Genomic DNA, 23,723 nt, shown 5'->3' with positions numbered 1-23,723 from the left:
TTCGCGCACTGGTTTATGTTTCCCTGGTCTCAGTCGCTATCTGGGGCGCGACCGGTTATCTGGTGATGGAAGCGGTGCGCGTACTGTGAAGCGTCTGGTCACCGCGAGGTGGCCGGCGCGCGCTAGTTTATGACTACAGTGTCTGGCGTCTTCGGGCGCCGGGCATTTTTTGTGCCGCAGGAATTTCAGGGTAATGAGACGCGGGAAGGTGTCGTCAGCGATCGCCGTACGGTATTTATTATTCTGCAAAGCCAGCAGAAGCAGTAAATGAGAGCGTGGCGGAAATGATTAATAGAGGAAAAAGCGGGTAGCAACCACTGCGCAAATGATTAACAGGATCAGGATGAGCTCGAAACGATAGCGCCGCAGCATAGTGCTCTCCAGAAAAAACGGCGCTGAAACAGCGCCGATTATTAAGAAGGTTAGTTCACCGGGAGGAATTATGCTGCCGGCTGTGCAGCAGGTTTAGCGGCCTGGTGTTTAGTGGTTTTGTGGTGTTTTTTTGCAGCCTGCGCTTTCTGTGCTACCGGTTTAGCCGCAGCTTTGTGGTGCTTTTTAGCCGCCTGAGCTTTCTGCGGAGCAGCGGGTTTAGCTTCTACTTTTTTGTGTTTTTTAGCGGCCTGGGCTTTCTGGGCAGCGGCTGGTTTAGCTTCTGCTTTTTTGTGTTTTTTGGCAGCCTGAGCTTTCTGCTCTGCAGCTGGTTTTGCCGCGGCTTTGTGGTGTTTTTTGTGATGGGTGGTCTTGGCAGCAGTGCTGTGGGTAGCAGCCGGTGCCTGAGTGGTGCTTACTGCGTCAGCAGCGAAAGCGGCGGAAGAGAGACCCATAGCAGCGGCAACGACCAGAGCTAATACTTTTTTCATTCTGATATCCTCGAAAAGTTTTCTTAATTTCAACCCCACTGCGGGGCCGGTGAAATCACTATATGCTTGTCTTTTCGAGCTTTCCGTGAGTGTTTGGTATCGGCGTGTAACCGAATGTACAACACGCCTGGCCGTGGGGAGTGGAAGGACGCGCCGGGTAGCCCGGCGCGTACGATCACAGATAGCGGGCGGTAAGGTGTTCGCGGAAGTAGCGGCTGTTGAGATCCTCGCCGGTGGCCTGCTGGATCAGCTGCGAGGTGGAGAAGCGGCTGCCATGCTGCCAGATATTCTGCCGCAGCCAGTCGAACAGGGCGCTGAAATCGCCCTCCGCAATATCGCGGTCTAACGTCGGCAGCGCGCGCCGGGCGGCGGCCATCAGCTGGGCGGCATACATCGCACCCAGCGTATAGGAAGGGAAATAGCCGAATCCGCCGTCGGTCCAGTGAATATCCTGCATGCAGCCGTCCCGGTAGTTGCCGGTGGTCGACAGCCCCAGCCAGTGCTGCATCTTCTCGTCCCACAGCGCCGGGATATCATCTACTTCAATCTCGCTGTCAATCAGCGCGCGTTCAATTTCATAACGCAGGATCACATGCGCCGGGTAGCTGACCTCATCGGCATCGACGCGAATAAAGCCCGGTTTCACCCGCTGATTCCAGGCGACAAAGTTGTCGCTGCTAAAGGCTGGTTGATCGCCAAAACGCTCACGCACCGCCGGTAACAGGCGGTTGAGGAAAGGCTCGCTACGTCCCAGCTGCATTTCAAAAAACAGGCTCTGCGACTCGTGGATAGCGGTGGAGCGAGCGAGTCCTACCGGCTGGTCGACCCACGGGCGAGGCAGATTCTGTTCATAGCGGGCGTGGCCGGTTTCGTGGATCACGCCGAACAGGGCGCTGAGCAGGTCGTTTTCGTTGTAGCGGGTGGTGATGCGCACATCCTGGGGGACGCCGCCGCAGAACGGGTGAGCGCTGATGTCGAGGCGCCCGCCGTCGAAGTCAAAGCCGAGGATGCGCATGGCCTGCAGGCCCAGCTCGCGCTGAGCGGCAATCGGGAAAGGCCCCTGCGGGGCGAGTAATGTCTGCGTCGCTTGCTTAGCGACCGCTTGCCGCAGCAGGGAAGGCAGCCAGGACTTGAGGTCGGCAAACAGGCTATCCAGCCGGGCGCTGGTCATATCTGGTTCGAAAATATCGAGCAGCGCGTCGTAGCGTGAGCCGCCTCTGGCATCGGCGCGGATCTGCGCTTCCTGACGGCTCAGCCTGACCACCTCGCGAAGATTGTCGGCAAAGCCAGCCCAGTCGTTAGCGGGACGCTGACTACGCCAGGCATGCTCACAGCGGCTGCCGGCAAGAGATTTTGCCTCCACCAGGCTCTCCGGCAGCAGCGCGGCCTGATCGTACTGACGCTGCATCTCCCGCAGATTGGCCTGCTCGACGTCGTTGAGGTCCTGCTGGCGGGCTTCCTGCAGCCATTGGCCCACTTTTTTATCGGTCAGGATCTGATGCTGCAGCACGCCGAGCTCCGCCAGCGCTTCGCCCCGGGCGGCGCTGCCACCCGGAGGCATCATCGCAAACATATCCCAGCCAGCGATGGCGGAGAGATGCGAAAAGCGCGACAGGCGCTGAAAGGTACGAGTAAGCTGCTGATAAGGCGTATTTTCAGTCATAGTGGCGTTCGGTCCGTGACAGGTGAATGAACAGGTTATCGGTATCCTTCTACACTATCCTGATACGCCCGGCGGGTCGAGCGTTGCGCACAGGGGAAGGGAAAGACACATGGCGGGAGAATAAGCTCACCTCTGTGATCGGTGTGACAGAAAACGGTAACATATCGGTACTAAACTGTGATCGATTACACAGGTCTGGAGGTTCGGGGGTGGTTTATGAATCCGTTCACCTGGCTGTTTATTGCACTGCTGTCCGTTGATGCCGTCAGAGAGTTGATGGGCTTGTCTTCCATTATGGGCATGTGGTGAACCGTGGCCCGCAGGCCACGTCACACGCGACTATTTCAGTCGTTGATGTAAGCAGGTGCCGGTCAACAGCGCGGCAAGGAGCAGCAGCGCGATAAACCCACCGACGCCGTTCCAGCCGTAGTGATGCCAGAATACCCCGCCTAACGTCCCGGCAAGACTTGAACCCAAATAATAGCTGAACAGATACAGCGATGACGCCTGACCGCGGGCGCGGCGGGCGCGTGGGCCAATCCAGCTGCTGGCGACGGAATGCGCGGCGAAGAAGCCAGCGGAAAACAGCAGCATACCGATGAAAATAAGCCACAGGGAAGAAAAGAGCGTCAGCAGCAGGCCGCAGAGCATGACAACGGTAAAGCCGAGCATCACCGGTCCGCGGCCAAAGCGTACGGTCATGGCCCCTGCCTTCGGTGAACTCCAGGTCCCGGTGAGATAAGCCACCGACAGCAGGCCTACCACCGCCTGGCTTAGCGACCACGGCGACATCATCAGCCGGTAGCCAATATAATTAAACAGGGTGACAAAAGCGCCCATCAGCAGAAAACCTTCGACGAACAGCAGCGGCAGACCGCGGTCGCGCCAGTGCAGACGAAAGTTGATCAGCAAGTTTTTCGGTCGCAGCGAGGTCGAGCGGAAATGGCGCGACTCGGGCAGAATGCGCCAGAACATGATGGCCGCGGCCAGCGCGAAGCCACTGATCACCGCCAGCGCCACGCGCCAGCCGAAGAAATCGGTAAAGACCCCGGTCAGCAAGCGGCCGCTCATGCCGCCGATGGAGTTGCCGCTGATATATAACCCCATCGAAAAGGCGACGAAACTGGGGTGGATCTCCTCACTCAGATAGGTCATGCCGACCGCCGCCACGCCGCTCAGCGACAGGCCGATCAGGGCACGCATAATGAGGATGCCGTGCCAGCTGGTCATCATGGTCGACAGCAGCGAGCAGCAGGCGGCCAGCAGCAGGGCGGTGACCATCACCGGCTTGCGCCCGATGGCGTCGGATAGCGGGCCGGTAAACAACAGGCCCACCGCCAGCATCGCCGTGGAAATGGAGAGTGAAATACTGCTGCTGGCCGGGGATACGCCGAACTCGTTCGACAGCACCGGCAGGATCGGTTGCACGCAGTAGAGCAGGGCAAAGGTGGCCAGACCGGCGGAGAATAGCGCGAGGGTGACGCGCATAAATTGCGGGGTGCCGCGCTTAATAAACTGATCCGGGCGGGATACACCAGCGACGCTGACCTCGCCCGCCGGCACGGTGTCAACGGTTGTTGTACGACTCACAGAGAATTCCTTGCGTAGAAGTTGCTGCTTACCAACAGAATGTTGTGACCATTCAGCTCACATTTTTAGGGTATGAAAATGTAAATATTCTGTCTAATATATTAATAATCTCAAATAAGACGTTTTAAATATGAATATCGAGTTGCGTCATCTGCGCTATTTTGTCGCCGTCGCGGAGGAATTACATTTTGGCCGGGCCGCAGCGCGACTGAATATTTCTCAACCGCCGTTAAGCCAGCAAATTCAGATCCTCGAGCAGCAGACCGGCGCCCGCCTGTTCGCGCGCACCAATCGCAGCGTCAGTCTGACGGCGGCCGGAAAGCAGTTTCTCGCCGATAGCCGACAAATTCTTGCCCAGGTGGATGACGCGGCCGCCCGCGCTGCGCGTCTGCATCACGGTGAAACCGGCGAACTGCGTATCGGCTTTACCTCCTCGGCCCCCTTTATCAAGGCGGTATCCGATACGTTGTCGATGTTTCGTCAGCGCTACCCGGATGTGCATATTTTGACCCGCGAGACCAACACCCGCGAACAGATTGTGCCACTGAGCGAGGGGGCTCTCGATCTGGGGCTCCTGCGCAATACCCAACTGCCGGACACCCTGGCGTGGGAGCGGGTGCTGCGCGAGCCATTGCTGGCGATGGTCCCTGCCGACCATCCGCTGGCCCGCCAGCCCTCGGTCAGCCTGGCGGCGCTGGCGCGCGAACCCTTCGTCTTTTTCGACCCGCACGTGGGTACCGGCCTGTATGACGATATCCTCGGCTTGCTGCGTCGTTACGGCCATACGCCGGTGATTGCCCAGGAGGTGGGGGAGGCGATGACCATTATTGGTCTGGTGGCCGCCGGACTGGGGGTGTCTATCCTGCCGGCCTCCTTTCAGCGCGTACAGCTCAGTGAAATGCGCTGGCTGCCGATCGACGAACAGGATGCGGTGTCGGAGATGTGGCTGGTGTGGTCGAAACATCATGAACAGGGAGCGCTGGCAAAACGCTTTCGCGAGTCGCTGCTGGCCTGGAAAACCGAGCACAATTGAGGCGAAAAGAGGCTGGAAATGTGCGGTAAATCACAAGGCTAAGTAAAAATTTGACGTTCACCATCGAAGTGCTTCACCATAGCCGAAAGTTTATTTCGAAGCGCGAAAATAAAGGGAGTCAATGGTGGTAGCGGATAGTCAACCAGGCCATATCGATCAAATTAAGCAGACCAATGCGGGCGCCGTGTATCGCCTGATTGATCAGCTCGGCCCGGTATCGCGTATCGACCTCTCCCGATTTGCGCAACTGGCTCCCGCCAGCATCACCAAGATTGTCCGCGAGATGCTGGAAGCGCATCTGGTGCAGGAGACGGAGATCCAGGAGCCCGGCAGCCGTGGCCGCCCGGCGGTGGGGTTGATGGTAGAAACCGAGGCCTGGCACTATCTTGCGGTGCGCATCAGCCGCGGCGAAATCCACCTTTCGCTGCGTGATTTAAGCAGTCAGCTGGTGGTGGAGGATCAGCTGGAGCTGGCCCTTACCGACAGCACGCCGTTTCTGACCCGTATTATTGATCATATCGATCGGTTCTTTATTCGCCACCAGAAGAAGCTGGAACGGCTCACCTCCATCGCCATGACGATGCCGGGTATTATTGATACCGAAAATGGCATTATTCATCGCATGCCGTTTTATGAGGATGTCAAAGATGTGCCGCTGGGCGATGTGCTGGCCAACCATACCGGGGTGCCGGTCTACATTCAGCATGACATCAGCGCCTGGACTATGGCGGAATCGTTGTTCGGCGCCTCGCGCGGCGCCCGGGATGTCATTCAGGTGGTCATCGATCATAACGTCGGCGCCGGGGTTATCACCGACGGACGCCTGCTGCATGCTGGCAGCAGCAGCCTGGTGGAGATCGGCCATACTCAGGTCGATCCCTACGGCAAGCGCTGCTACTGCGGCAACCATGGCTGTCTGGAAACCATTGCCAGCGTAGAGAGCGTGCTGGAGCTGGCGCAGATGCGCATGGCCCAGTCGATGAGCTCGCTGCTGCACCAGCGTCCGCTGAGCGTGGAGTGGCTGTGCCAGGCCGCGCTGCAGGGCGATCTGCTGGCCAGAGACATTATCAGCGGCGTGGGTAACCACGTCGGCCGGATTCTGGCGATCATGGTCAATCTGTTTAACCCGCAGAAAATTCTGATTGGCTCGCCGTTTAATCTGGCGGCAGATATCCTTTTTCCGGCAATTTCCAGCTGCATTCGGCAACAATCGCTCCCGGCCTACAGCCAGCATATCGCGGTTGAAAGCACCCAATTTTCCAATCGTGGCACGATGGCTGGCGCGGCGCTGGTCAAGGATGCGCTCTATAACGGATCCTTACTCATACGACTGTTACAGGGTTAACATTTTTTCATAGTCACACCAAAAATTGCGCTATCTCAAGCCGACCTCTGGCGGCATCACGTAGACTTTGCCCACTGTTGATTATTTCTCTCCCGTATATTTCATCGACAAAACTGTGGGGTTAGTGATGTTTAAGCGTTTCTTTATTACAGGTACAGACACCTCTGTCGGGAAGACAGTGGTTTCCCGTGCGCTGTTGCAGGCACTTGCTGCCAGAGGCAAAAGCGTGGCCGGGTACAAGCCTGTGGCGAAGGGCAGCAAAGAGACGCCAGACGGTTTGCGTAACAAAGACGCGCTGGTGCTGCAGAGCGTCTCCACGCTGGCGTTGCCGTATGAGGCTGTCAATCCCATAGCGTTAAGTGAAGACGAAAGCAGCGTGGCGCACAGCTGCCCGATCAACTACGGTTTGCTGTCGGATGGTTTGCAGCGACTGGCCGGTCAGGTCGATCACGTGGTGGTTGAAGGCACCGGCGGCTGGCGCAGCCTGATGAACGACCTGCGACCGCTCTCCGAATGGGTGGTACAGGAGCAGCTCCCGGTGCTGATGGTGGTGGGGATCCAGGAGGGGTGTATCAACCATGCGCTGCTGACGGCCCAGGCGATCGCCAATGACGGGCTGCCGCTGATCGGCTGGGTGGCCAACCGCATCAACCCCGGTCTCGCGCACTACGCTGAAATCATCGATGTCCTCAGTAAGAAGCTGCCGGCGCCGCTGATTGGCGAGCTGCCGTACCTGCCGCGCGCCGAACAGCGTGAGCTGAGCCGCTACGTCGACTTAGACATGCTCGGCAACGTGATGGCGATAGATCGAATCCCGGCGTAACGTCCGCGACAGCACCGACGCCACCACGCAGGTGATCAGCAGGCCGGGCAGCAGCGCATACTGCCCGGTCATCTCACAAATCATCAGGGTCGACATGATTGGCGCATGGGTGGTGGCAGCCAGAAACGCCGCCATGCCGGTCAGACCGATCATCATAGCCATCTCTTCATTCCCCGGTAGCCATAGCCCGCTGACGCTGGCAAAGAGCATGCCCATCGCCAGGCCGACAAACAGCGTGGGGGTAAAGACCCCGCCCGGCGCGCCGGAGCCGCTGCTGGCCAGCACCGCCAGCAGTTTGCACAGGAAAACGCCGGCCAGCAGTACGCCGGACGGCGGCATCTGCAAATAGCTTTGCACCACGCTGTAGCCGTTGCCCCACACCGTCGGGGTGATGAGCGATAAGCCGCCGACAATCAGCCCCCCCAGCGCCAGCTGCCACGGCGGCGTCAGTTTCAGTTTGACGAACCCGCGGTGGCTGTAGTCCATCAGCCAGATAAACAGCGGGCCGCACAGCCCGGCCAGCAGGCCAGTCGCCAGCATTAAACCATAGTGCAGCGCGCTGAGGTTCTGCTGCAGGACGACGTGGTACAGCGGCGCGGCGCCGCCGTTGAGAAACTGCGTCAACAGCAGGGCGATCACCGCCGAGATAACGACCGGCCCAAGCGAGGCCAGCATCAGCGTGCCAAAGAGAATTTCAGCAATAAACAGGCTGCCGGCCAGCGGGGCATGATAGGCGCTGGCCATCCCGGCAGCGGCGCCGCAGGCGACCCACAGCTTCCATTCAGTCTGCGGCGTGAAGCGGCGGGCGAACAGCGACGCCGCCAGCGCGGCCAGCAGGATCATGGCGCCTTCCCGGCCAATCGCGCTGCCGGTGACCACGACCAGCAATGACGCCAGCGATTTCACCAGGCTTGCCGGCGTATCGAAGCAACCGTCGCCGGTCTCCAGGGCTTCCATATAATCGGTGGCGGCATGCGGGCGCGCGATGCTGCGTCGCTGCCACAGCCAGAGAAGTGCCCCTGCCGTCAGGCCGCCCAGCGCGGGGGTAATCAGTCGCCGCCACGCCGGCAGCGACTGCGCCGCGTTGACCAGGCTCCCGCTGTCATTGCCGAGAAACAGCGTTTCCAGCACCACCATCGCATGGCGAAACAGCGCCACCGCCAGGGCGGCGAGAAGGCCAATCAGGGTGGCGATCAGCAGGCGGCGAAACATCACCTGCACATCAGGATAGGGGTGAAGACGGTGCATCAGTCACGGCGAGGTTCGGAAAACATGGTCTTATTTTGATAGGGAATAACCTTAGATGCAAAAGCGATAAGTGCGGGTGAGGGGCTGGGAAGCGGCGAAATAAAACCGCGCCGGATACCGGCGCGGTGAAGGGTTAACGATAGAGCGCTTTTTCCGCCACGGCGATCGGCAGATTCTCCTGCCACTGCGCCAGCGTTGCCTGCGCCAGCTGACCCAGCGCCTGGTAGAAGGGGTGGGCGGCATGGTCGACAAAGACGCTCAGAAAGCGCCCGGACCACGGCAGCAGGTGCCAGGCCAGCAGCTGGGCAAACAACGCATCCTGCTCCGTCTCGCACAGCCACGCCGCCAGCAGCAGCAGGGTGCCGAAATGATCTTCCGGTTCGTTACGCTCGGCGTCCAGTGCGATGCCGTTCGTGCGCATCCACTCGCGCAGGGCCAGCGTGGAATCGCCAAACAGCACTGACTCTTTATCCAGCCAGACGGATCCCCATGGCGGCGCCGGCAGGGCCCACGGGCCGATAAACAGGCGTTGCCAGGCTTCCGGTAATGACTCTTCCGTCGACGCGGCAAAGGCTGACGCCAGCGGGGCGGTTACCGGGAAGGGCCACTGTTGCTGCCAGCTGCCGTCCTGGAAGGCGGCGACCAGCGGCGCAATGTGCGCGCTATTCGGCGCATAAGAGAACAGCGCGCCCAGGGTGCGAGCGCTTAACGCGACAGCGTCGCGGTTTGGGATCGGCATCATTACTTATTCCTTTCTGCGGCGCGCGCCAGCGCGCCGTCTCATTAACCGGCAACCGCCATACCGACGGTCATATGCAGACCATAAAACAGGCCGCGACCAATACATTCCGCGATCAAGACCAGCAGCAGGCCGATCAGCAGCCCCGTAGCGCGCGGCGGTTGGCGGCGGATCAGCGGACACAGCCAGCAGCCAAGACCGAGAGCCAGCAGTATCAGGCGTAACGCCTGGAGTGTGCCGTAATCTGGCAGCAGGGTGGCTGCCTGCTGGACTGAACTGTGAATGGTACTGAGTCCGGCGCTTTGCATGATGATAACGGCGGCGCCGATCGCCAGCGCGGCCACGCTGAGTCCGGCAAAAAACCAGCCGTTAAAGTCGACTTTCGCCAGCCGCAGCAGCAGGGCGGCGAACAGCGGCCCGCTGAGGAGCACCGTCAGGAAGAACGCGCTGGTAGTGTAGCCATTGTACCATGTTGGCACAGTATCGATTTGGTAAACCCGGGTCATCGCCAGAACAAACAGCAGGCCTAACAGCATGGCGATCACCAGCCAGGCTTTACCCAGCGCCGCCGGCATTTTGCCCACTACCGCCAGCAGCCACCAGAATCCTCCCACGGCGAAGAACAAGGCGCCGCTGGCGATTTCATTGCTCAGCGCCGAGGCGCCGACGCGGTTCAGCGAGTTAAACGCGCGCAGCGGCGAACCGAGATGCATCACCGAAGCCAGAAAACCAATGCCCATCAGCAGCCAGATAAAAAACATGCTGCGCACCAGCCGCTGCTGCGCTTCGCGTTGGTTTGTCAGCGATAGCCAGCCCAGCCCGCTGACGAGGGTCGCGCCGACCACGCATTGCCCCAGTACCGTAAACAGCACCAGCGGCCATTCATGCCATCCGCTTCCCATCTCACACCTCCTTTGGATTTGCCAGATAACCGGTGGTATCGCCACACGGACGGGCATTGGCGTTAGGTTTGATCACGATACTCGGCCTGGTAAAGTGCGCCGAGGGCAGCGGGGCCACTGCGGCCAGCTGGCCGTGCTTGGCGCGCAGCTCGGCAATCGGCCCGAAATCGAGCGCGCGCAGCGGGCAGGACTCGACGCAGATCGGCTTTTTCCCCTCGGCGACGCGCTCGTGACAGCCGTCGCACTTGGTCATATGACCTTTGTCGGCGTTGTACTGCGGGGCGCCGTACGGGCAGGCCATATGGCAGTAGCGGCAGCCAATGCACACCGCTTCGTTGACCACCACAAAACCATCGTCGCGCTTGTGCATCGCCCCACTTGGGCAGACCTTGGTGCAGGCCGGATCTTCGCAGTGGTTACAGGCGATGGAGAGGTAGTAGGCGAACACATTCTGCTGCCAGACGCCGTTGTCCTCCTGCCAGTCGCCGCCGGCATACTCATAGATGCGGCGGAAGCTGACCTCCGGGGTGAGATTCTTGTAGTCCTTACAGGCCAGTTCGCAGGTTTTACACCCGGTACAGCGAGCGGAATCGATAAAGAATCCATATTGCGTGCTCATGGTTTACTCCTTAAACCTTTTCGATGTCGACCAGGTTGGTATGCTGTGGATTCCCCTTCGCCAGCGGCGATGGGCGGTGGGTGGTCAGCGTATTCATGCAGGCGCCATGGTCGATCCGGTCTCCGGCCATATTCGCGTCGTGCCAGGCGCCCTGGCCCATCGCCGACACGCCCGGCATGATGCGTGGCGTCACTTTCGCCGGAAGACGGACTTCGCCGCGCTGATTAAAGACGCGCACCATATCGCCGTTTTTAATCCCGCGTTTTTCTGCGTCAAGCGGATTGAGCCACACTTCCTGGCGACAGGCCGCTTGTAATACATCGACGTTGCCGTAGCTGGAGTGGGTGCGCGCTTTATAGTGGAAACCAAACAGCTGCAGCGGATACTGGCTGCGCAGCGGATCGTCCCAGCCTTCAAATGTGGAGGCGTAGACCGGCAGCGGGCTGATAACTTCGTCTTTCTCCAGCTGCCAGTGGGCGGCAATCTCGGCGAGCCGGCTGGAGTAGATTTCAATTTTGCCGGACGGGGTTTTGAGCGGATGCGATTCAGGATCGCGGCGGAAGTCGCGATAGGCGACGAAGTGGCCGTTCGGATCTTTACGCTTGTAGATGCCCATCTGTTTCAGGTCGTCGTAGCCAGGTAGCGCGGGGTCTTTCGCCACCATTTTGGCATACAGATGCTGCAGCCACTGCGCCTGCGTGCGCCCCTCGGTAAAACGTTGATGCACGTCGTCGCCGAGCCGTTTCGCCACTTCACTTAAGATCCAGTAAATCGGTTTGCGTTCGAACTTCGCCGAGGTAGCAGGCTGGATAAAAATGAGATAGCCCATATTGCCGGCGTAGTCGTTGGGAATAATATCTTCCTGCTCAACGGTCATCAGATCGGGCAGCAGCAGGTCGGCGTATTTCGCCGACGAGGTCATAAAGTTGTCGATAACCACAATGGTCTCGCACTTGCTTTCGTCCTGCAGGATCTCGTGGGTCTTATTGATGTCGGAGTGCTGGTTGATGATGGTGTTGCCCGCGTAGTTCCACAGGAACTTGATCGGCACATCCAGCTTCTCTTTGCCGCGCACGCCGTCGCGGGTGGCGGTCATCTCCGGGCCTCGAGCGATGGCGTCGGTCCAGGTGAAGCAGGAGATGGCGGTCTTCACCGGATTTTCCAGCACCGGCAGACGTTCGATAGTGATGGTGTAGGTTGATTCGCGGGCGCCGCTGTTGCCGCCGTTGATGCCGACGTTGCCGGTTAAGATCGGCAGCATGGCGATCGCGCGGGCGGAGAGTTCGCCGTTGGCCTGGCGCTGCGGTCCCCAGCCCTGGCAAATATAAGCCGGTTTACTCATGCCGATTTCGCGCGCCAGCTTAATGATGCGATCGGCGGGGATGCCGGTAATACGCGAGGCCCACTGCGGCGTTTTGGCGACGCCGTCGTCACCCTCGCCAAGAATATACGCTTTGTAGTGGCCGTTTGCCGGCGCCCCGACCGGCAGCGTTTTCTCATCGTAGCCAACGCAGTATTTGTCGAGGAATGGCTGGTCGACGAGATCCTCGTTTATCAGCACCCAGGCGATACCGGCGACCAGCGCGGCGTCTGTGCCGGGACGAATAGGGATCCACTCATCTTCCCGACCGGCGGCGGTATCGGTGTAGCGCGGGTCGATAACGATCATCCGCGCGTTAGAGCGCTCGCGAGCCTGCTCCAGATACCAGGTAATGCCGCCGCCACTCATCCGGGTTTCCGCCGGGTTATTGCCGAACATCACCACCAGCTTGCTGTTTTCAATATCCGAAGTACTGTTGCCGTCGTTGCTGCCGTAGGTATAGGGCATCGCGCAGGCAATCTGTGCGGTGCTGTAGGTACCGTACTGGTTAAGCGAGCCGCCGTAGCAGTTCATCAGCCGCGCTACCGGCGACGCTGAAGGCGACGAACGGGTGATGTTGCCGCCGACGATCCCCGAAGAGTAGTTAATGTACACGGCTTCATTGCCATACTGGGCAACGGTGCTTTTCAGACGGTCAGCGAGGATATCCAGCGCCTCCTGCCAGCTGATGCGTTCAAATTTGCCTTCCCCGCGCTTGCCGATGCGCTTCATGGGATAGTTAAGGCGATCCGGATGATTGATGCGCCGACGAATAGAGCGCCCGCGCAGGCAGGCGCGGACCTGGTGGTCGCCGTAGCGGTCGTCGCCGGTATTATCCGTTTCGACGTAAACCACTTCATCATCCCGCACGTGCAGCCGCAGGGCGCAGCGGCTACCGCAGTTGACCGAACAGGCGCCCCAGACAATGCGGGTGTTGTCGCCGGTAGCCTGTTGTACTGCTGCCGCGGCGCTGCGCAGTGTAAAGGGCAGGGTAAGCCCGCCGGCGGCCAGCGCCAGAGAGCTGAGGGCTGTGGATTTGAGTAGCGCGCGTCGGGAGACGCCGCCGGGGGATTCCTGATTCGACATTGCTCACTCCATGATAGTTATGCTGTGCGGAGAAGGGCCGCCACGTCATTAACAGACGCAGGGGTGAGCGATAATACGTTATGGGTAGCCAGCAGATCTTATCCCTGGTCAATGCAGGGATAAGATCTTTCATTTGAAACCGAAGTGGGCTTACTGAGCGTCGTTTTCGGCGGGACTGTCGCTGTTACGCGTATAGGTGATTTTGAAGGTGTCATTGGCGCAATGACCGACCACCTGAACCCCGGGCTGGTCAGCCTGATCGTTTGGCACAATGGCCAGGCTGAAGGCGGTTTCCGGTACGCCATTGTTGATGATCTTCTGCTGGATGTCGCTTTTGACCCGTTCACATGAGTCGGGGGCTGCCAGCACGGTCGTGGAGCACAGCAGTAGTGCGGCGCCTGTCCAGAGGGATAGTTTCATCTTACACTCCTTATCGATGTTATCCAGAATTAAGCATAGCAGAACTGGTGTAAACAATTGTATTTGCTAATATGATCTGGTGTACACAAAAGGAATCGCCTGTGAAAAGATTGTATTGGCTGATCCCGGCAGCGCTGCTGCTGACGGCGTGCGACCGCCAAAGCGCCCCGGAAGCCTTCACCCCGGAGATGGCGAGTTTTTCCAATGAGTTTGAGTTCGATCCGCTGCGCGGGCCGGTGAAAGATTTTAGCCAGACGCTATTGGATGAACACGATGTGGTGGTCAAGAAGGTGAGCGCTCAGCTGTCAAAAGAGGGATGTTTCGATCTGCTGACCCTGGAAGATGTGGAGAACAATACCGGCGCCACGCTGCTGCTGGATGCCAACTATTACGTCGATGGGCGCACCCACGAGAAGCGACTGCGCCTGCAGGGCAAGTGTCAGCTGGCAGAGATGCCCGCCACGGGGGTGAGTTGGGAGACGGATGATAACGGTTTTATTATTCGCGCCCGTGGCAAAGAGACCACCGCCACCTACCGCTATGACAGCGATGGCTATCCGCTGGGAAAAACCACCACCGCCAAAGAAGAGCAATTTACCGTCGCTTCCACGCCGTCGAAAGATCCGCGCAAGAAAATGGACTACACCGCCATCAGCACCTTCAACGAACGCACGCTGGGCACGGTACGCCAGACCTGCGACTACGATCGCCACGACAATCCGCTGAGCTGTGAGCTGCAGGTGATTGATGAAAGCGTGCAGCCGCCGCTGACACGCCATTACACCATCAAGAACCGCATTGATTATTACTGAGCCGTCGGCTTCAGCAGGGCCGGTCCTGGGGTTTTGTGTTCGGCCAGATACTGGTGCTGGAACAGACACATGCGAATGGTGTTGCGGTACTCGCCGTTAATGAAAAACTCATGGATGAGTTCACCCTCGACGATAAAGCCGAGCTTGCGGTAAATATGGATCGCTTTTTCATTCTCTTTATCGACAATCAAATACAGCTTATACAGATTAAGAACCGTAAAACCGTAGTCCATGGCCAGCCGCGCCGCGCGAGTGGCAAGGCCTTTTCCCTGGAAGTCCGGTGAGATAATGATCTGGAACTCGGCCCGCCGATGAACATGGTTGATTTCAACCAGCTCTACCAGCCCGGCTTTATCGCCATTGCATTCGATGACAAAGCGACGCTCGCTTTGATCGTGGATATGTTTGTCGTACAGATCGGAGAGCTCAACGAAGGCCTCGTATGGCTCTTCAAACCAGTAGCGCATGACGCTGGCGTTGTTATCGAGCTGGTGGACAAAGCGCAAATCTTCCCGTTCGAGGGGGCGGAGTTTGACGTGTAGCGCGTCGGTCATGGGTAATCCTGTGGTTAAAGCTGAACAGCGCGTTATGAAAGGCGGCGCCCGCAGGCGCCAGCGTTGACAGGAAGCGGATCAGGGATTGATTGCCCGGCCGGTGCGGCGGTCAAGGCAGCGCAGGGTGTTCGGCTCCCAGTAGGCATTGACGTTGGCGCTCTTCTGGCAGTTATCCTGCGCGTCGAAGGCGACATCGGTTTTGTCCCACTCTTTTTCCGCCCGCTTATTGACCTTCTGGCGCAGGCTGCGGGTGTCGTTCCATTGCTCTTTTTCCATCGACGCCTGCTGACGGCTTTGCGCGCTGTCGCCAGATTCAATCACCAGCCGGTCGGTGGCGGCGAAGGAGCTGGAGGTATAGACCACGGCGCTCAACGCCAGAATGGCGGTCAGGCACCAGCGTTTGTTCAGTGTCATGTTCATCACGATTTCCTTTAAGTGATGGGTTAACCCTCAGGTTAAGTTTACTACAGCTCTTTTGCCGGGCATAGCCGACAAAACAGCCTAGGGAAAGGGCTATTATCGCGTAGAATAGTTCAACGCTTTGTCTCATTTACGAATCTTTTAATGCTCAAAACAACGCTCCTGTTCTTTGCCACCGCCCTGTGCGAAATCATCGGCTGCTATCTGCCGTGGCTATGGTTAAAGCGCGGGGCCACGCCGCTGCTGTTGATCCCCACCGGCCTGGCGCTGGCGCTGTTCGTCTGGCTCCTGACGCTCCATCCTGCCGCCAGCGGGCGGGTCTATGCCGCCTACGGTGGGGTGTACGTCTGTACCGCCTTGCTCTGGCTGCGGGTCGTGGATGGCGTCAAGCTCAGCCATTACGACTGGGCCGGGGCGATCATCGCCCTGTGCGGCATGCTGATCATCGTAGCGGGCTGGGGGCGGGCCTGAGCTCGCCTTGTGTGATCGCTGCCACTTTTTTAAACCTTAATTCTTGTATGGTAGTCGACCTGTTGCCTTACTTATCAGACATCCTCTTTTGTTATGACTCTGTAAGGAACAACGATGGCTATCGAGACACTTGCCGCCCGGACGGGGGCGACGCCGCTGCGTATCCGTCGGGTGCAGAAGATCACCCTGACGCTGCTGTTTATCGCCGGTATCGTCAACTTTCTTGACCGCTCTTCGCTGAGCGTCGCCGGGGAGGCGATACGCGCCGACCTGGGACTCAGCGCCACCGAGTTTGGGGTGCTGCTCTCCGCCTTTTCGCTCTCCTACGGCTTCGCACAATTGCCGTCGGGAATATTGCTGGATCGCGTTGGACCGCGCATTGTGCTCGGCGCCGGACTGATTTTCTGGTCCGCAATGCAGGCCCTGACCGGGATGGTCAATTCGTTCTCGCATTTTATTCTGCTGCGCATTGGCCTCGGGATTGGTGAAGCGCCATTTATGCCCGCCGGTGTGAAATCAATCAATGACTGGTATGCGCAAAGAGAGCGCGGTACGGCGGTGGGGATATTTAACTCCTCGACGGTGCTGGGGCAGGCCATTGCGCCACCGGCTCTGGTTATTATGCAACTGGCCTGGGGCTGGCGAACGATGTTTGTGGTGATTGGCTTAGCCGGTATCGTGGTCGGTCTGTGCTGGTATGTGGGCTACCGAAATCGCCGGCACTTCACCCTGCAGGAAGAGGAGCAGCAGTATCTGGCCAGCGAGGAGGTGGCCCGCCCGGCGCTGAAATTTAGCGAATGGCTGGCTCTGTTTAAACGGCGCACCACCTGGGGGATGATTCTGGGCTTTTCCGGTGTGAACTACACCGGCTGGCTGTATATCGCCTGGTTGCCCGGCTATTTGCAGGCACAGCAGGGGTTAAGCCTGGCCCGTACCGGCTGGGTGGCGGCGATCCCGTTCCTTGCGGCGGCGGTGGGGATGTGGGTCAATGGCCTGGTGGTCGATGCCCTGGCGCGCAGAGGTTACGATCTGGCGAAAACCCGGAAAACGGCGATCGTGATCGGTCTGGTGCTGTCGGCCCTGGGCACCCTGCTGGTGGTGCAATCCTCCACGCCGACCCAGGCGGTGGCTTTTATCTCCATGGCGCTGTTTTGCGTCCATTTTGCCGGGACGTCGGCCTGGGGGCTGGTGCAGGTATTGGTGGCAGAGCATAAAGTGGCTTCGGTGGCAGCGATCCAGAACTTTGGCAGCTTTGTGTTTGCCTCCTTTGCGCCGATCGTCACCGGGTGGGTGGTGGATACCACCCATTCTTTTAATCTGGCGCTGGTGATCGCCGCCGGCGTGACCTTCACCGGGGCGTTGTGCTACTTCTTTATCGTTAAAACCCGTATCGACTAACAGCCAGACCGGACTCCCGGTTAAATGACAGGCCCGCAGGGACGCGTGGCCGGTGTGTCATTCGTCGACTTCTTTTATTCCCTCGCGGCGACTGTTTCCCCATTCCATCAGCGATGATTTTGTGACGGTTCACTCCCGGCAGCGAACCGGCCATATCTTCTTGTATGGTAGTTGACAGAAATCAAAGATGTTATACCAATTGCGTGCGATGGTTGGGACACAAAGGCATTCTCCTCGAGAGTTCTCCCCGAGAATGGTTGATGAGACACATAACAACGAGAGTCATCATGGAAAACACCCTTTTAACCGCCAACGCCATGCTGCCAGGCTACGATCGCAGCGCGCTGATCCCCCGTATCGTGCACCTTGGTTTTGGCGCATTCCACCGCGCCCATCAGGCGGTATATGCCGATATTCTTGCCAGTGAACATGGCAGCGACTGGGGCTATACCGAAGTCAATCTCATCGGCGGCGAGCAGCAGATCGCCGACCTCCGCCAGCAGGATCGGCTGTACACTGTGGCCGAAATGTCCGCCGACGCCTGGACCGCACGCGTGGTTGGGGTGGTGAAGCAGGCGCTGCACGCCCAGGTTGATGGCCTCGAAGCGGTGCTGGCGGCGATGTGTGAGCCTCAGGTAGCCATTGTCTCCCTGACCATTACCGAGAAAGGTTATTGTCATTCGCCGGCCAGCGGCGAGCTGCAGCTCGATCACCCGCTGATCGTCGCCGATCTGCACAACCCACACCAGCCAAAATCGGCGCCGGGCGTGGTGGTGGAGGCTCTGGCTCGCCGTCGGGCGGCAGGCTTGCCGGCTTTTACCGTGATGTCCTGCGACAACATGCCGGAAAACGGTCACGTGATGCGCAATGTCGTCTGCGCCTACGCCCGGGCGCTGGACGCGGAGCTGGCGGCCTGGATTGAACAGAACGTCACCTTCCCATCGACCATGGTGGACCGCATTGTCCCGGCCGTTACCGCGGAAACCCTCGATAAAATTGAGCAACTGACCGGCGTGCGCGACCCGGCCGGGGTGGCCTGCGAACCTTTCCGTCAGTGGGTGATTGAGGATAACTTTGTTGCCGGACGTCCGCAGTGGGAAAAAGCGGGAGCGGAACTGGTCGCCGATGTGGTGCCTTTTGAAGAGATGAAGCTGAGGATGCTCAACGGTAGCCACTCGTTCCTGGCGTACCTGGGCTATCTGGCCGGTTATCAGCACATCAACGACTGTATGCAGGATGATAACTACCGCCGCGCGGCGCTGGCGCTGATGCTGGACGAACAGGCGCCGACGCTGAAAGTGCAGGGGGTGGATCTTCCGCGCTATGCCAGTCTGCTAATTGACCGCTACTGCAATCCAGCGCTGAAGCACCGTACCTGGCAGATAGCCATGGACGGCAGCCAGAAGTTGCCGCAGCGCATGCTGGACTCCGTACGCTGGCATCTGGCGCACCAGCAAGATTTCACGCTGCTGGCGCTCGGTGTGGCGGGCTGGATGCGCTATGTCGGTGGCGTTGACGATGCCGGCCAGCCGATTGAGATTTGCGATCCGCTGTTGCCGGTTATCCAACAGGCGGTGGCGGCCAGCGCCGAGGGTGAAGCGCGAGTGAAAGCGCTGCTGGGTATTGAGGCGATCTTCGGCCTGGCGTTGCCGCAGGAGCCCCGTTTCGTCTCGGCGGTTACCCGCGCCTATCTGGCGCTGCAGCGGCTGGGGGCCAAAGCCACTGTCGCCGCGTGGGCTGCCGAGCAATAATCCGCTTCCGGTGTCGGCCTCGTCGTCGACACCGGCTATTTTGTTATCTCTGCCACCTTCCGCTGATATTTCTTTTTTTGCTGTCGATCGGTTTTGGCGCGCTGAAAAGATGATCGAACGCAATGTCTATACATAACTCTATATTTCCCTGATTTACTAAAGATAATTAGCTGTTATTTTTCCGAATAATGGCTGGTAATTTACTGCCATAATGGCATAGTTAAGTCATTGAAAAAGAACTTTCTCTGGAAAAGGAGTACGGGCCATGTATAAAAAAATTTTATTGCCTGTTGATGTCTTTGAAATGGATTTAAGCGATAAAGCTGTGCGTCACGCGGAATTCCTCGCCACTGCAGAAAACGGTGAGATCACATTGCTCAACGTTCTGCCGAACAGCAGTCGTTCACTATTACGCGGCTTTACGGCGGATATTCGTAAATTCGAAGCCTATATGAAAGAAGAGTCGGAGAAAAAGATGCGCGAGGTGGCGCGACTGTTCGACATTCCGATGTCGCGGATCCATACCCGGGTGGTCTTTGGTAACGTGCGCGACGAAATTCTGGCTATCAGTAATAACGAAGAGTTCGATGTGATAGTGGTTGGATCCCGCAAACCGGGCATCTCCACCCATCTGCTGGGCTCCAACGCCGAGTCGATTCTGCGCTACGCCAAAACGCCGGTGCTGGTCGTCCGTTAATCCCCTCATGACGACGGCTGCGTCAGCCACGCTGGGCAGCCGTCTGACCATTAATCTTCGCTAAACCAGTCGCGGTTCTCCTGGCGGATCAGTAACACGGACTCGCTGATTTCATGCAGATGGACATTCATTGCCTGCTCTACTGCCTCCGCGTCGCGTTTTTCCAGCGCGGTGAAAATCTCATGGTGCTGACGCAGGAGCATCTCCGGTGAGGTGATATGGTCCAGGCTCATGTAGCGCACGCGGTCGATGGCGGCTTTAATATTTTCCACCGTATCCCACGCCAACTGACAATCGGCAATGATCGACAGCTTCTGGTGAAACTCATCATCAAGCAGGAAAAAGTCGTTTGATTGTTGTCTGTCGACGGCAATACGCTGCTGATGGAGATTCTGCTCCAGCTGATAAACCTGCTCATCGTTAATCATGCCGGCGGCGCGGCGGACCACCGCGCACTCAATCGCCTGGCGGACAAAGCAACCATTGCGCACCTGCGACAAGGAAATTTTATTGACGTAGCTGCCGCGCTGGGGACGTATCTGGATAAGCCCATTTTCCGCCAGCTTGATGAAGGCCTCGCGCACCGGCTGACGCGACACATCGAAACGCACGGAGACTTCTTTCTCAGACAGCGGTGTGCCAGGCGGGATCAGGCAGTGAACGATATCCCGGCGGAGGATGCGATAAATTTGCTGATTAACGGGTTGCGTCGGATTCAGTTGCGATTCTGCGGCCATTGATGGTTACTTTTTAAGGGATTATGCGCACTATTTTACGCGTTTTTTGCGGTTCCGCCCATACCCGGCCCGCAGGCCGGGTGGCTGACGGTTAGCCCTGGCGGTGAACGCTGAGTCCGGCAAAACTCTGGCTCACCGGCATCATCTCCAGGGTGTTGATGTTGACGTGCTTCGGCAGGGTGGCCACCCACCAGACCGCCTCGGTCACATCTTCCGGCGTCAGGGCTTCGGTGTTCTCATAAGTTTTCCCGGCCTTGGCGTCATCACCTTTAAAGCGGACGTTGGAAAACTCGGTGCCACCCACCAGGCCCGGCTCGATGTCGGTGACGCGCACGGCGGTGCCGTGCAGGTCGGTGCGTAGATTCAGACTGAACTGACGGACGAAGGCTTTGGTCGCCCCATAGACGTTGCCCCCGGCATAAGGCCAGCTACCTGCCGTGGAGCCGATGTTAATGATATGCCCGCGATTGCGCTCCACCATACCCGGCAGGACCGCGCGGGTCATGTACACCAGCCCTTTATTATTGGTGTCGATCATATCTTCCCAGTCTTCCACGCTGGCGCGGTGCGCCGGTTCCAGACCCAGCGCCAGACCGGCGTTATTCACCAGGACGTCAATCGCCTGCCACTCGGCGGGCAGATCGGCAATCAGCGTCTCAATGGCGGCGCGGTTGCGGACGTCAAGCTGGGCGATATAAAGGTTGTCACCGAGGTCGTCTTTCAGCGTCTTCAGGCGCTCTTCACGACGTCCGGTGGCAATCACTTTATGGCCGTTAGCGACGAAACGGCGAGTAATACTTTCACCAAAACCGGCGGTGGCACCGGTAACCATGATAATCATCTTACTGTTCCTCAACGCTTTTTGTGTTTTCATACCATAGCACGCACAGACGGCGACCGGTAACGGAAATCATTGCGACCCCTTAAGGAGAAGCCTAATCTTACAGGATTAGCCTGTGCAGGAGAGAAAGATGTCTGAACAAAATCCCTTTTTTAGCGTCAGTTTGCTGCCTTACCAGGCACCCCCGTTTGATCTCATCCAGGACTACCACTATCGCCCGGCGTTTGATGAGGGTGTCCGGCAGCAGCGCGCGGAGATCCGCGCGATAATCGACAACCCGGAGCCGGCGAATTTTGCCAACACTCTTGAGGCCCTTGAACAGAGCGGACAGCTGCTGGCGCGAGTGACGCGGGTCTTTTTCGCCATGGCTGGCGCCCACACCAACCCGTTCATTCAGTCTCTGGATGAAGAATTTTCCGCTGAGCTCGCCGAGCTGGGGAATGACATCTGGCTTAACGAGGCCTTATTTCAGCGAGTGAACAGCGTCTATGAGCAGCGTGACGCGCTGGCGTTAGACAGCGAATCTCATCGTCTCCTGACCCTCACCTGGCAACGTTTTGTCCATGCCGGGGCGACGCTGGCGCCAGCGCAGAAGGCGGTGCTACGCACGCTGAACACCGAAGCGGCGACCCTGCAAAGTCAGTTCCAGCAGCGGCTGCTGGGGGCGGCCAAAAACGGTGGACTGGTGGTTGATTACCGACATCAACTGGATGGCCTGGCGGATGAGGAGATAGCGGCGGCCGCCGACGCGGCGCGGGAAAAAGGGCTCAGTGACCGCTGGCTGCTGACGCTGACCAATACCACCCAGCAGCCGCCGCTGCTCTCTTTGCGCGACCGACAGACGCGGGAGAATCTCTTTGCCGCCGGCTGGACGCGCAATCAGCAGGGCGATGAGCATGATACACGTCGCCTGGTGCTGCGACTGGCGGCGATCCGCGCGCAGCAGGCGGAACTGCTGGGCGCGGCCGATTACGCCAGCTGGGCGCTGACCGATCAAATGGCCGCCTCTCCGGCGGAGGCATTAACTTTTATGCGCCGGATCGCGCCGGCTGCGCGGGCGCGGGCTGAACGAGAGCTGGCTGACATCCAGCAGGTGATTGATAACGAGGGCGGGGCGTTTCGCGCCGCAGCATGGGACTGGCTCTATTACAGCGAACAGGTGCGGCGAGCTGCCTTTGCCATTGATGATGCGCAGCTTAAACCCTATTTTGCTCTCGAGCGCGTGCTGCAGGATGGCGTCTTCTGGACGGCCACGCAGCTCTTTGGCCTCCGCTTTGTCGAGCGCTTCGATATCCCCGTCTATCACCCGGATGTTCGGGTCTGGGAGATCTTCGATCACAACGGAGAAGGGATGGCGCTGTTTTACGGTGACTACTACGCACGCGACTCAAAAAGCGGCGGCGCCTGGATGGATGTGTTTGTCGAACAGTCTACCCTGCGGGAGCAGCGACCGGTTATCTACAATGTCTGCAACTACGCCCGGCCGCAGGCAGGGCAGAGCGCGCTGTTGTCGTGGGATGAGGTGATCACTCTGTTCCATGAGTTTGGCCATACCCTGCATGGGCTGTTCGCCAGCCAGCGTTACGCCAGTCTCTCCGGAACCAATACCCCGCGCGATTTTGTCGAATTTCCTTCGCAGATCTTCGAACACTGGGCCAGCCAGCCGCAGGTGTTTGCCCACTACGCGAAGCACTACCAGTCCGGGGAGCCGATGCCGGAGGCGCTACGCGACAATATGTTGCGTGCGGCAACCTTCAATAAAGGGTACGACATGAGCGAGCTGTTGGCTGCTGCGTTACTCGATATGCGCTGGCATAGCCTGTCGACCTCGGCAATACCGGAGGACGTGGATGGGTTTGAGCAGAAGATATTGCAGGAAGAACACCTGGATCTGGCGGCCGTTCCGCCGCGCTATCGCAGCAGCTATTTCTCCCATATCTTTGGCGGCGGCTATGCGGCAGGCTATTACGCCTATCTGTGGACCCAGATGCTGGCCGACGACGGCTATCAGTGGTTCGTGGAGCAGGGCGGTTTGACCCGTGAGAACGGTCAGTGCTTCCGGGAAGCGATTCTGTCGCGCGGCAATAGCACTGATTTAGCTGAACTTTATCGCCAGTGGCGCGGGCACGATCCACAGATTGAGCCGATGCTGGAAAACCGTGGGCTAAGTGCGTAGGGTCATTTCGGGCTGACACGATAACCGGGCGCGATGCCCGGTTTTTTTCGACTTTTCATTCAGGGTACCTGGCTACTCGCTGTAACGACCGGCAACGCTATGGCGGCGATTTAAGGGGGGAGGACTGAAAAGTGTCTACCCAGAATCTCCCGACCACAATTATCAGGTCTTTTTAATG

24 protein-coding genes are annotated in these 23,723 nt (G+C 58.7%); 11 read left to right on the top strand and 13 right to left on the bottom strand.

The genetic code is table 11. The annotated features are described in order from the left end of the window. Window positions 1-129 precede the first annotated feature (129 nt). On the top strand, window positions 130-267 hold the full coding sequence (locus tag N438_RS27775; protein WP_153690771.1) for a hypothetical protein: 138 nt from the start codon (window positions 130-132) through the stop codon (window positions 265-267). A 173-nt stretch (window positions 268-440) separates the two neighbouring features. Here N438_RS27775 and asr read toward each other — a convergent pair whose 3' ends face one another. Further along, window positions 441-860, bottom strand: a complete 420-nt coding sequence (asr, locus tag N438_RS03955) for an acid resistance repetitive basic protein Asr (RefSeq protein WP_043875352.1) — start codon at window positions 858-860, stop codon at window positions 441-443. A 175-nt stretch (window positions 861-1,035) separates the two neighbouring features. After that, window positions 1,036-2,523: a carboxypeptidase M32 gene (locus tag N438_RS03950; RefSeq protein ID WP_116696095.1), complete on the bottom strand. Its 1,488-nt coding sequence runs from the start codon at window positions 2,521-2,523 to the stop codon at window positions 1,036-1,038. 216 nt (window positions 2,524-2,739) lie between these two features. On the opposite strand from N438_RS03950, the gene N438_RS28690 reads away from it, so the two are divergent. Then, the gene (locus N438_RS28690) at window positions 2,740-2,832 is read left to right on the top strand and encodes a hypothetical protein (protein WP_004206050.1); all 93 of its coding nucleotides are present in this window, start codon (window positions 2,740-2,742) and stop codon (window positions 2,830-2,832) included. A 30-nt stretch (window positions 2,833-2,862) separates the two neighbouring features. Here the strand turns inward: N438_RS28690 and N438_RS03945 are convergent, their stop codons facing one another. Further along, complete coding sequence (locus N438_RS03945; protein WP_116696094.1) at window positions 2,863-4,113, bottom strand: MFS transporter; 1,251 nt, start codon at window positions 4,111-4,113, stop codon at window positions 2,863-2,865. Between the two features lie 130 nt (window positions 4,114-4,243). On the opposite strand from N438_RS03945, the gene N438_RS03940 reads away from it, so the two are divergent. The 3 genes from N438_RS03940 to bioD all read left to right on the top strand — a co-directional run bounded on the left by N438_RS03940 (window position 4,244) and on the right by bioD (window position 7,314). Continuing rightward, window positions 4,244-5,146 (top strand): LysR family transcriptional regulator, encoded by a 903-nt coding sequence (locus tag N438_RS03940; protein WP_008805022.1) that lies wholly within the window; start codon window positions 4,244-4,246, stop codon window positions 5,144-5,146. Window positions 5,147-5,270: 124 nt separating this feature from the next. Continuing rightward, entirely contained in the window at window positions 5,271-6,491 is a 1,221-nt protein-coding gene (gene mlc / locus N438_RS03935) for a sugar metabolism global transcriptional regulator Mlc (RefSeq protein ID WP_032691385.1), read from the top strand. 127 nt (window positions 6,492-6,618) lie between these two features. Then, window positions 6,619-7,314, top strand: a complete 696-nt coding sequence (gene bioD / locus N438_RS03930; protein ID WP_012541855.1) for a dethiobiotin synthase — start codon at window positions 6,619-6,621, stop codon at window positions 7,312-7,314. On the opposite strand, the gene clcB is transcribed toward bioD, so the two are convergent. The 6 genes from clcB to N438_RS03900 all read right to left on the bottom strand — a co-directional run bounded on the left by clcB (window position 7,267) and on the right by N438_RS03900 (window position 13,688). Next, the gene (gene clcB / locus N438_RS03925) at window positions 7,267-8,562 is read right to left on the bottom strand and encodes a voltage-gated ClC-type chloride channel ClcB (RefSeq protein WP_012968309.1); all 1,296 of its coding nucleotides are present in this window, start codon (window positions 8,560-8,562) and stop codon (window positions 7,267-7,269) included. The two genes, bioD and clcB, sit on opposite strands and share 48 nt — an antisense overlap. Window positions 8,563-8,695: 133 nt before the next feature. After that, window positions 8,696-9,304, bottom strand: a complete 609-nt coding sequence (dmsD, locus tag N438_RS03920) for a Tat proofreading chaperone DmsD (RefSeq protein WP_008805018.1) — start codon at window positions 9,302-9,304, stop codon at window positions 8,696-8,698. Between the two features lie 41 nt (window positions 9,305-9,345). Next, on the bottom strand, window positions 9,346-10,203 hold the full coding sequence (locus tag N438_RS03915) for a dimethyl sulfoxide reductase anchor subunit family protein (RefSeq protein WP_032732946.1): 858 nt from the start codon (window positions 10,201-10,203) through the stop codon (window positions 9,346-9,348). Window position 10,204: 1 nt separating this feature from the next. Beyond that, the gene (locus N438_RS03910; RefSeq protein ID WP_008805016.1) at window positions 10,205-10,822 is read right to left on the bottom strand and encodes a DMSO/selenate family reductase complex B subunit; all 618 of its coding nucleotides are present in this window, start codon (window positions 10,820-10,822) and stop codon (window positions 10,205-10,207) included. A gap of 10 nt (window positions 10,823-10,832) precedes the next feature. After that, window positions 10,833-13,268: a selenate/tellurate reductase subunit YnfE gene (gene ynfE, locus N438_RS03905; protein ID WP_023297555.1), complete on the bottom strand. Its 2,436-nt coding sequence runs from the start codon at window positions 13,266-13,268 to the stop codon at window positions 10,833-10,835. A gap of 150 nt (window positions 13,269-13,418) precedes the next feature. Beyond that, entirely contained in the window at window positions 13,419-13,688 is a 270-nt protein-coding gene (locus N438_RS03900) for a DUF1161 domain-containing protein (RefSeq protein WP_008805014.1), read from the bottom strand. A gap of 101 nt (window positions 13,689-13,789) precedes the next feature. Here N438_RS03900 and N438_RS03895 point away from each other — a divergent pair, with 101 nt between their 5' ends. Further along, window positions 13,790-14,500 (top strand): YnfC family lipoprotein, encoded by a 711-nt coding sequence (locus N438_RS03895; protein ID WP_008805013.1) that lies wholly within the window; start codon window positions 13,790-13,792, stop codon window positions 14,498-14,500. Here N438_RS03895 and speG read toward each other — a convergent pair. Together speG and N438_RS03885 are read right to left on the bottom strand one after the other, a co-directional pair. Continuing rightward, window positions 14,494-15,054, bottom strand: coding sequence for a spermidine N1-acetyltransferase (gene speG / locus N438_RS03890; protein WP_008805012.1), 561 nt, complete (start codon window positions 15,052-15,054; stop codon window positions 14,494-14,496). The genes N438_RS03895 and speG overlap by 7 nt on opposite strands. 78 nt (window positions 15,055-15,132) lie before the next feature. Further along, window positions 15,133-15,474, bottom strand: a complete 342-nt coding sequence (locus N438_RS03885; protein WP_004206035.1) for a DUF1283 family protein — start codon at window positions 15,472-15,474, stop codon at window positions 15,133-15,135. 108 nt (window positions 15,475-15,582) lie between these two features. Here N438_RS03885 and N438_RS03880 point away from each other — a divergent pair, with 108 nt between their 5' ends. The 4 genes from N438_RS03880 (at window position 15,583) to N438_RS03865 (ending at window position 19,791) form a co-directional block, all read left to right on the top strand. Further along, window positions 15,583-15,945 carry a YnfA family protein gene (locus tag N438_RS03880; RefSeq protein WP_162493261.1) on the top strand — a complete coding sequence of 121 codons (363 nt, stop codon included), beginning with the start codon at window positions 15,583-15,585 and terminating at the stop codon, window positions 15,943-15,945. A gap of 114 nt (window positions 15,946-16,059) precedes the next feature. Continuing rightward, window positions 16,060-17,343, top strand: a complete 1,284-nt coding sequence (locus N438_RS03875; RefSeq protein WP_023322553.1) for an MFS transporter — start codon at window positions 16,060-16,062, stop codon at window positions 17,341-17,343. Between the two features lie 287 nt (window positions 17,344-17,630). Next, window positions 17,631-19,094: a fructuronate reductase gene (locus N438_RS03870; protein WP_023322555.1), complete on the top strand. Its 1,464-nt coding sequence runs from the start codon at window positions 17,631-17,633 to the stop codon at window positions 19,092-19,094. A 265-nt stretch (window positions 19,095-19,359) separates the two neighbouring features. Then, the gene (locus tag N438_RS03865; protein ID WP_008805007.1) at window positions 19,360-19,791 is read left to right on the top strand and encodes a universal stress protein; all 432 of its coding nucleotides are present in this window, start codon (window positions 19,360-19,362) and stop codon (window positions 19,789-19,791) included. A 50-nt stretch (window positions 19,792-19,841) separates the two neighbouring features. Here N438_RS03865 and N438_RS03860 read toward each other — a convergent pair whose 3' ends face one another. Then, a complete protein-coding gene (locus tag N438_RS03860) occupies window positions 19,842-20,528 on the bottom strand; it encodes a GntR family transcriptional regulator (protein ID WP_008805006.1) in 687 nt (228 codons plus the stop codon). Between the two features lie 91 nt (window positions 20,529-20,619). Next, on the bottom strand, window positions 20,620-21,369 hold the full coding sequence (gene ydfG, locus N438_RS03855; RefSeq protein ID WP_008805005.1) for a bifunctional NADP-dependent 3-hydroxy acid dehydrogenase/3-hydroxypropionate dehydrogenase YdfG: 750 nt from the start codon (window positions 21,367-21,369) through the stop codon (window positions 20,620-20,622). 130 nt (window positions 21,370-21,499) lie between these two features. On the opposite strand from ydfG, the gene dcp reads away from it, so the two are divergent. Beyond that, complete coding sequence (gene dcp / locus N438_RS03850) at window positions 21,500-23,545, top strand: peptidyl-dipeptidase Dcp (protein ID WP_116696093.1); 2,046 nt, start codon at window positions 21,500-21,502, stop codon at window positions 23,543-23,545. Window positions 23,546-23,723 lie beyond the last annotated feature (178 nt).

Source organism: Klebsiella sp. GL120222-02 (assembly GCF_003097195.1).
Lineage (GTDB): Bacteria > Pseudomonadota > Gammaproteobacteria > Enterobacterales > Enterobacteriaceae > Klebsiella > Klebsiella variicola.
This window is presented reverse-complemented; position numbering and strand designations above follow the sequence as displayed.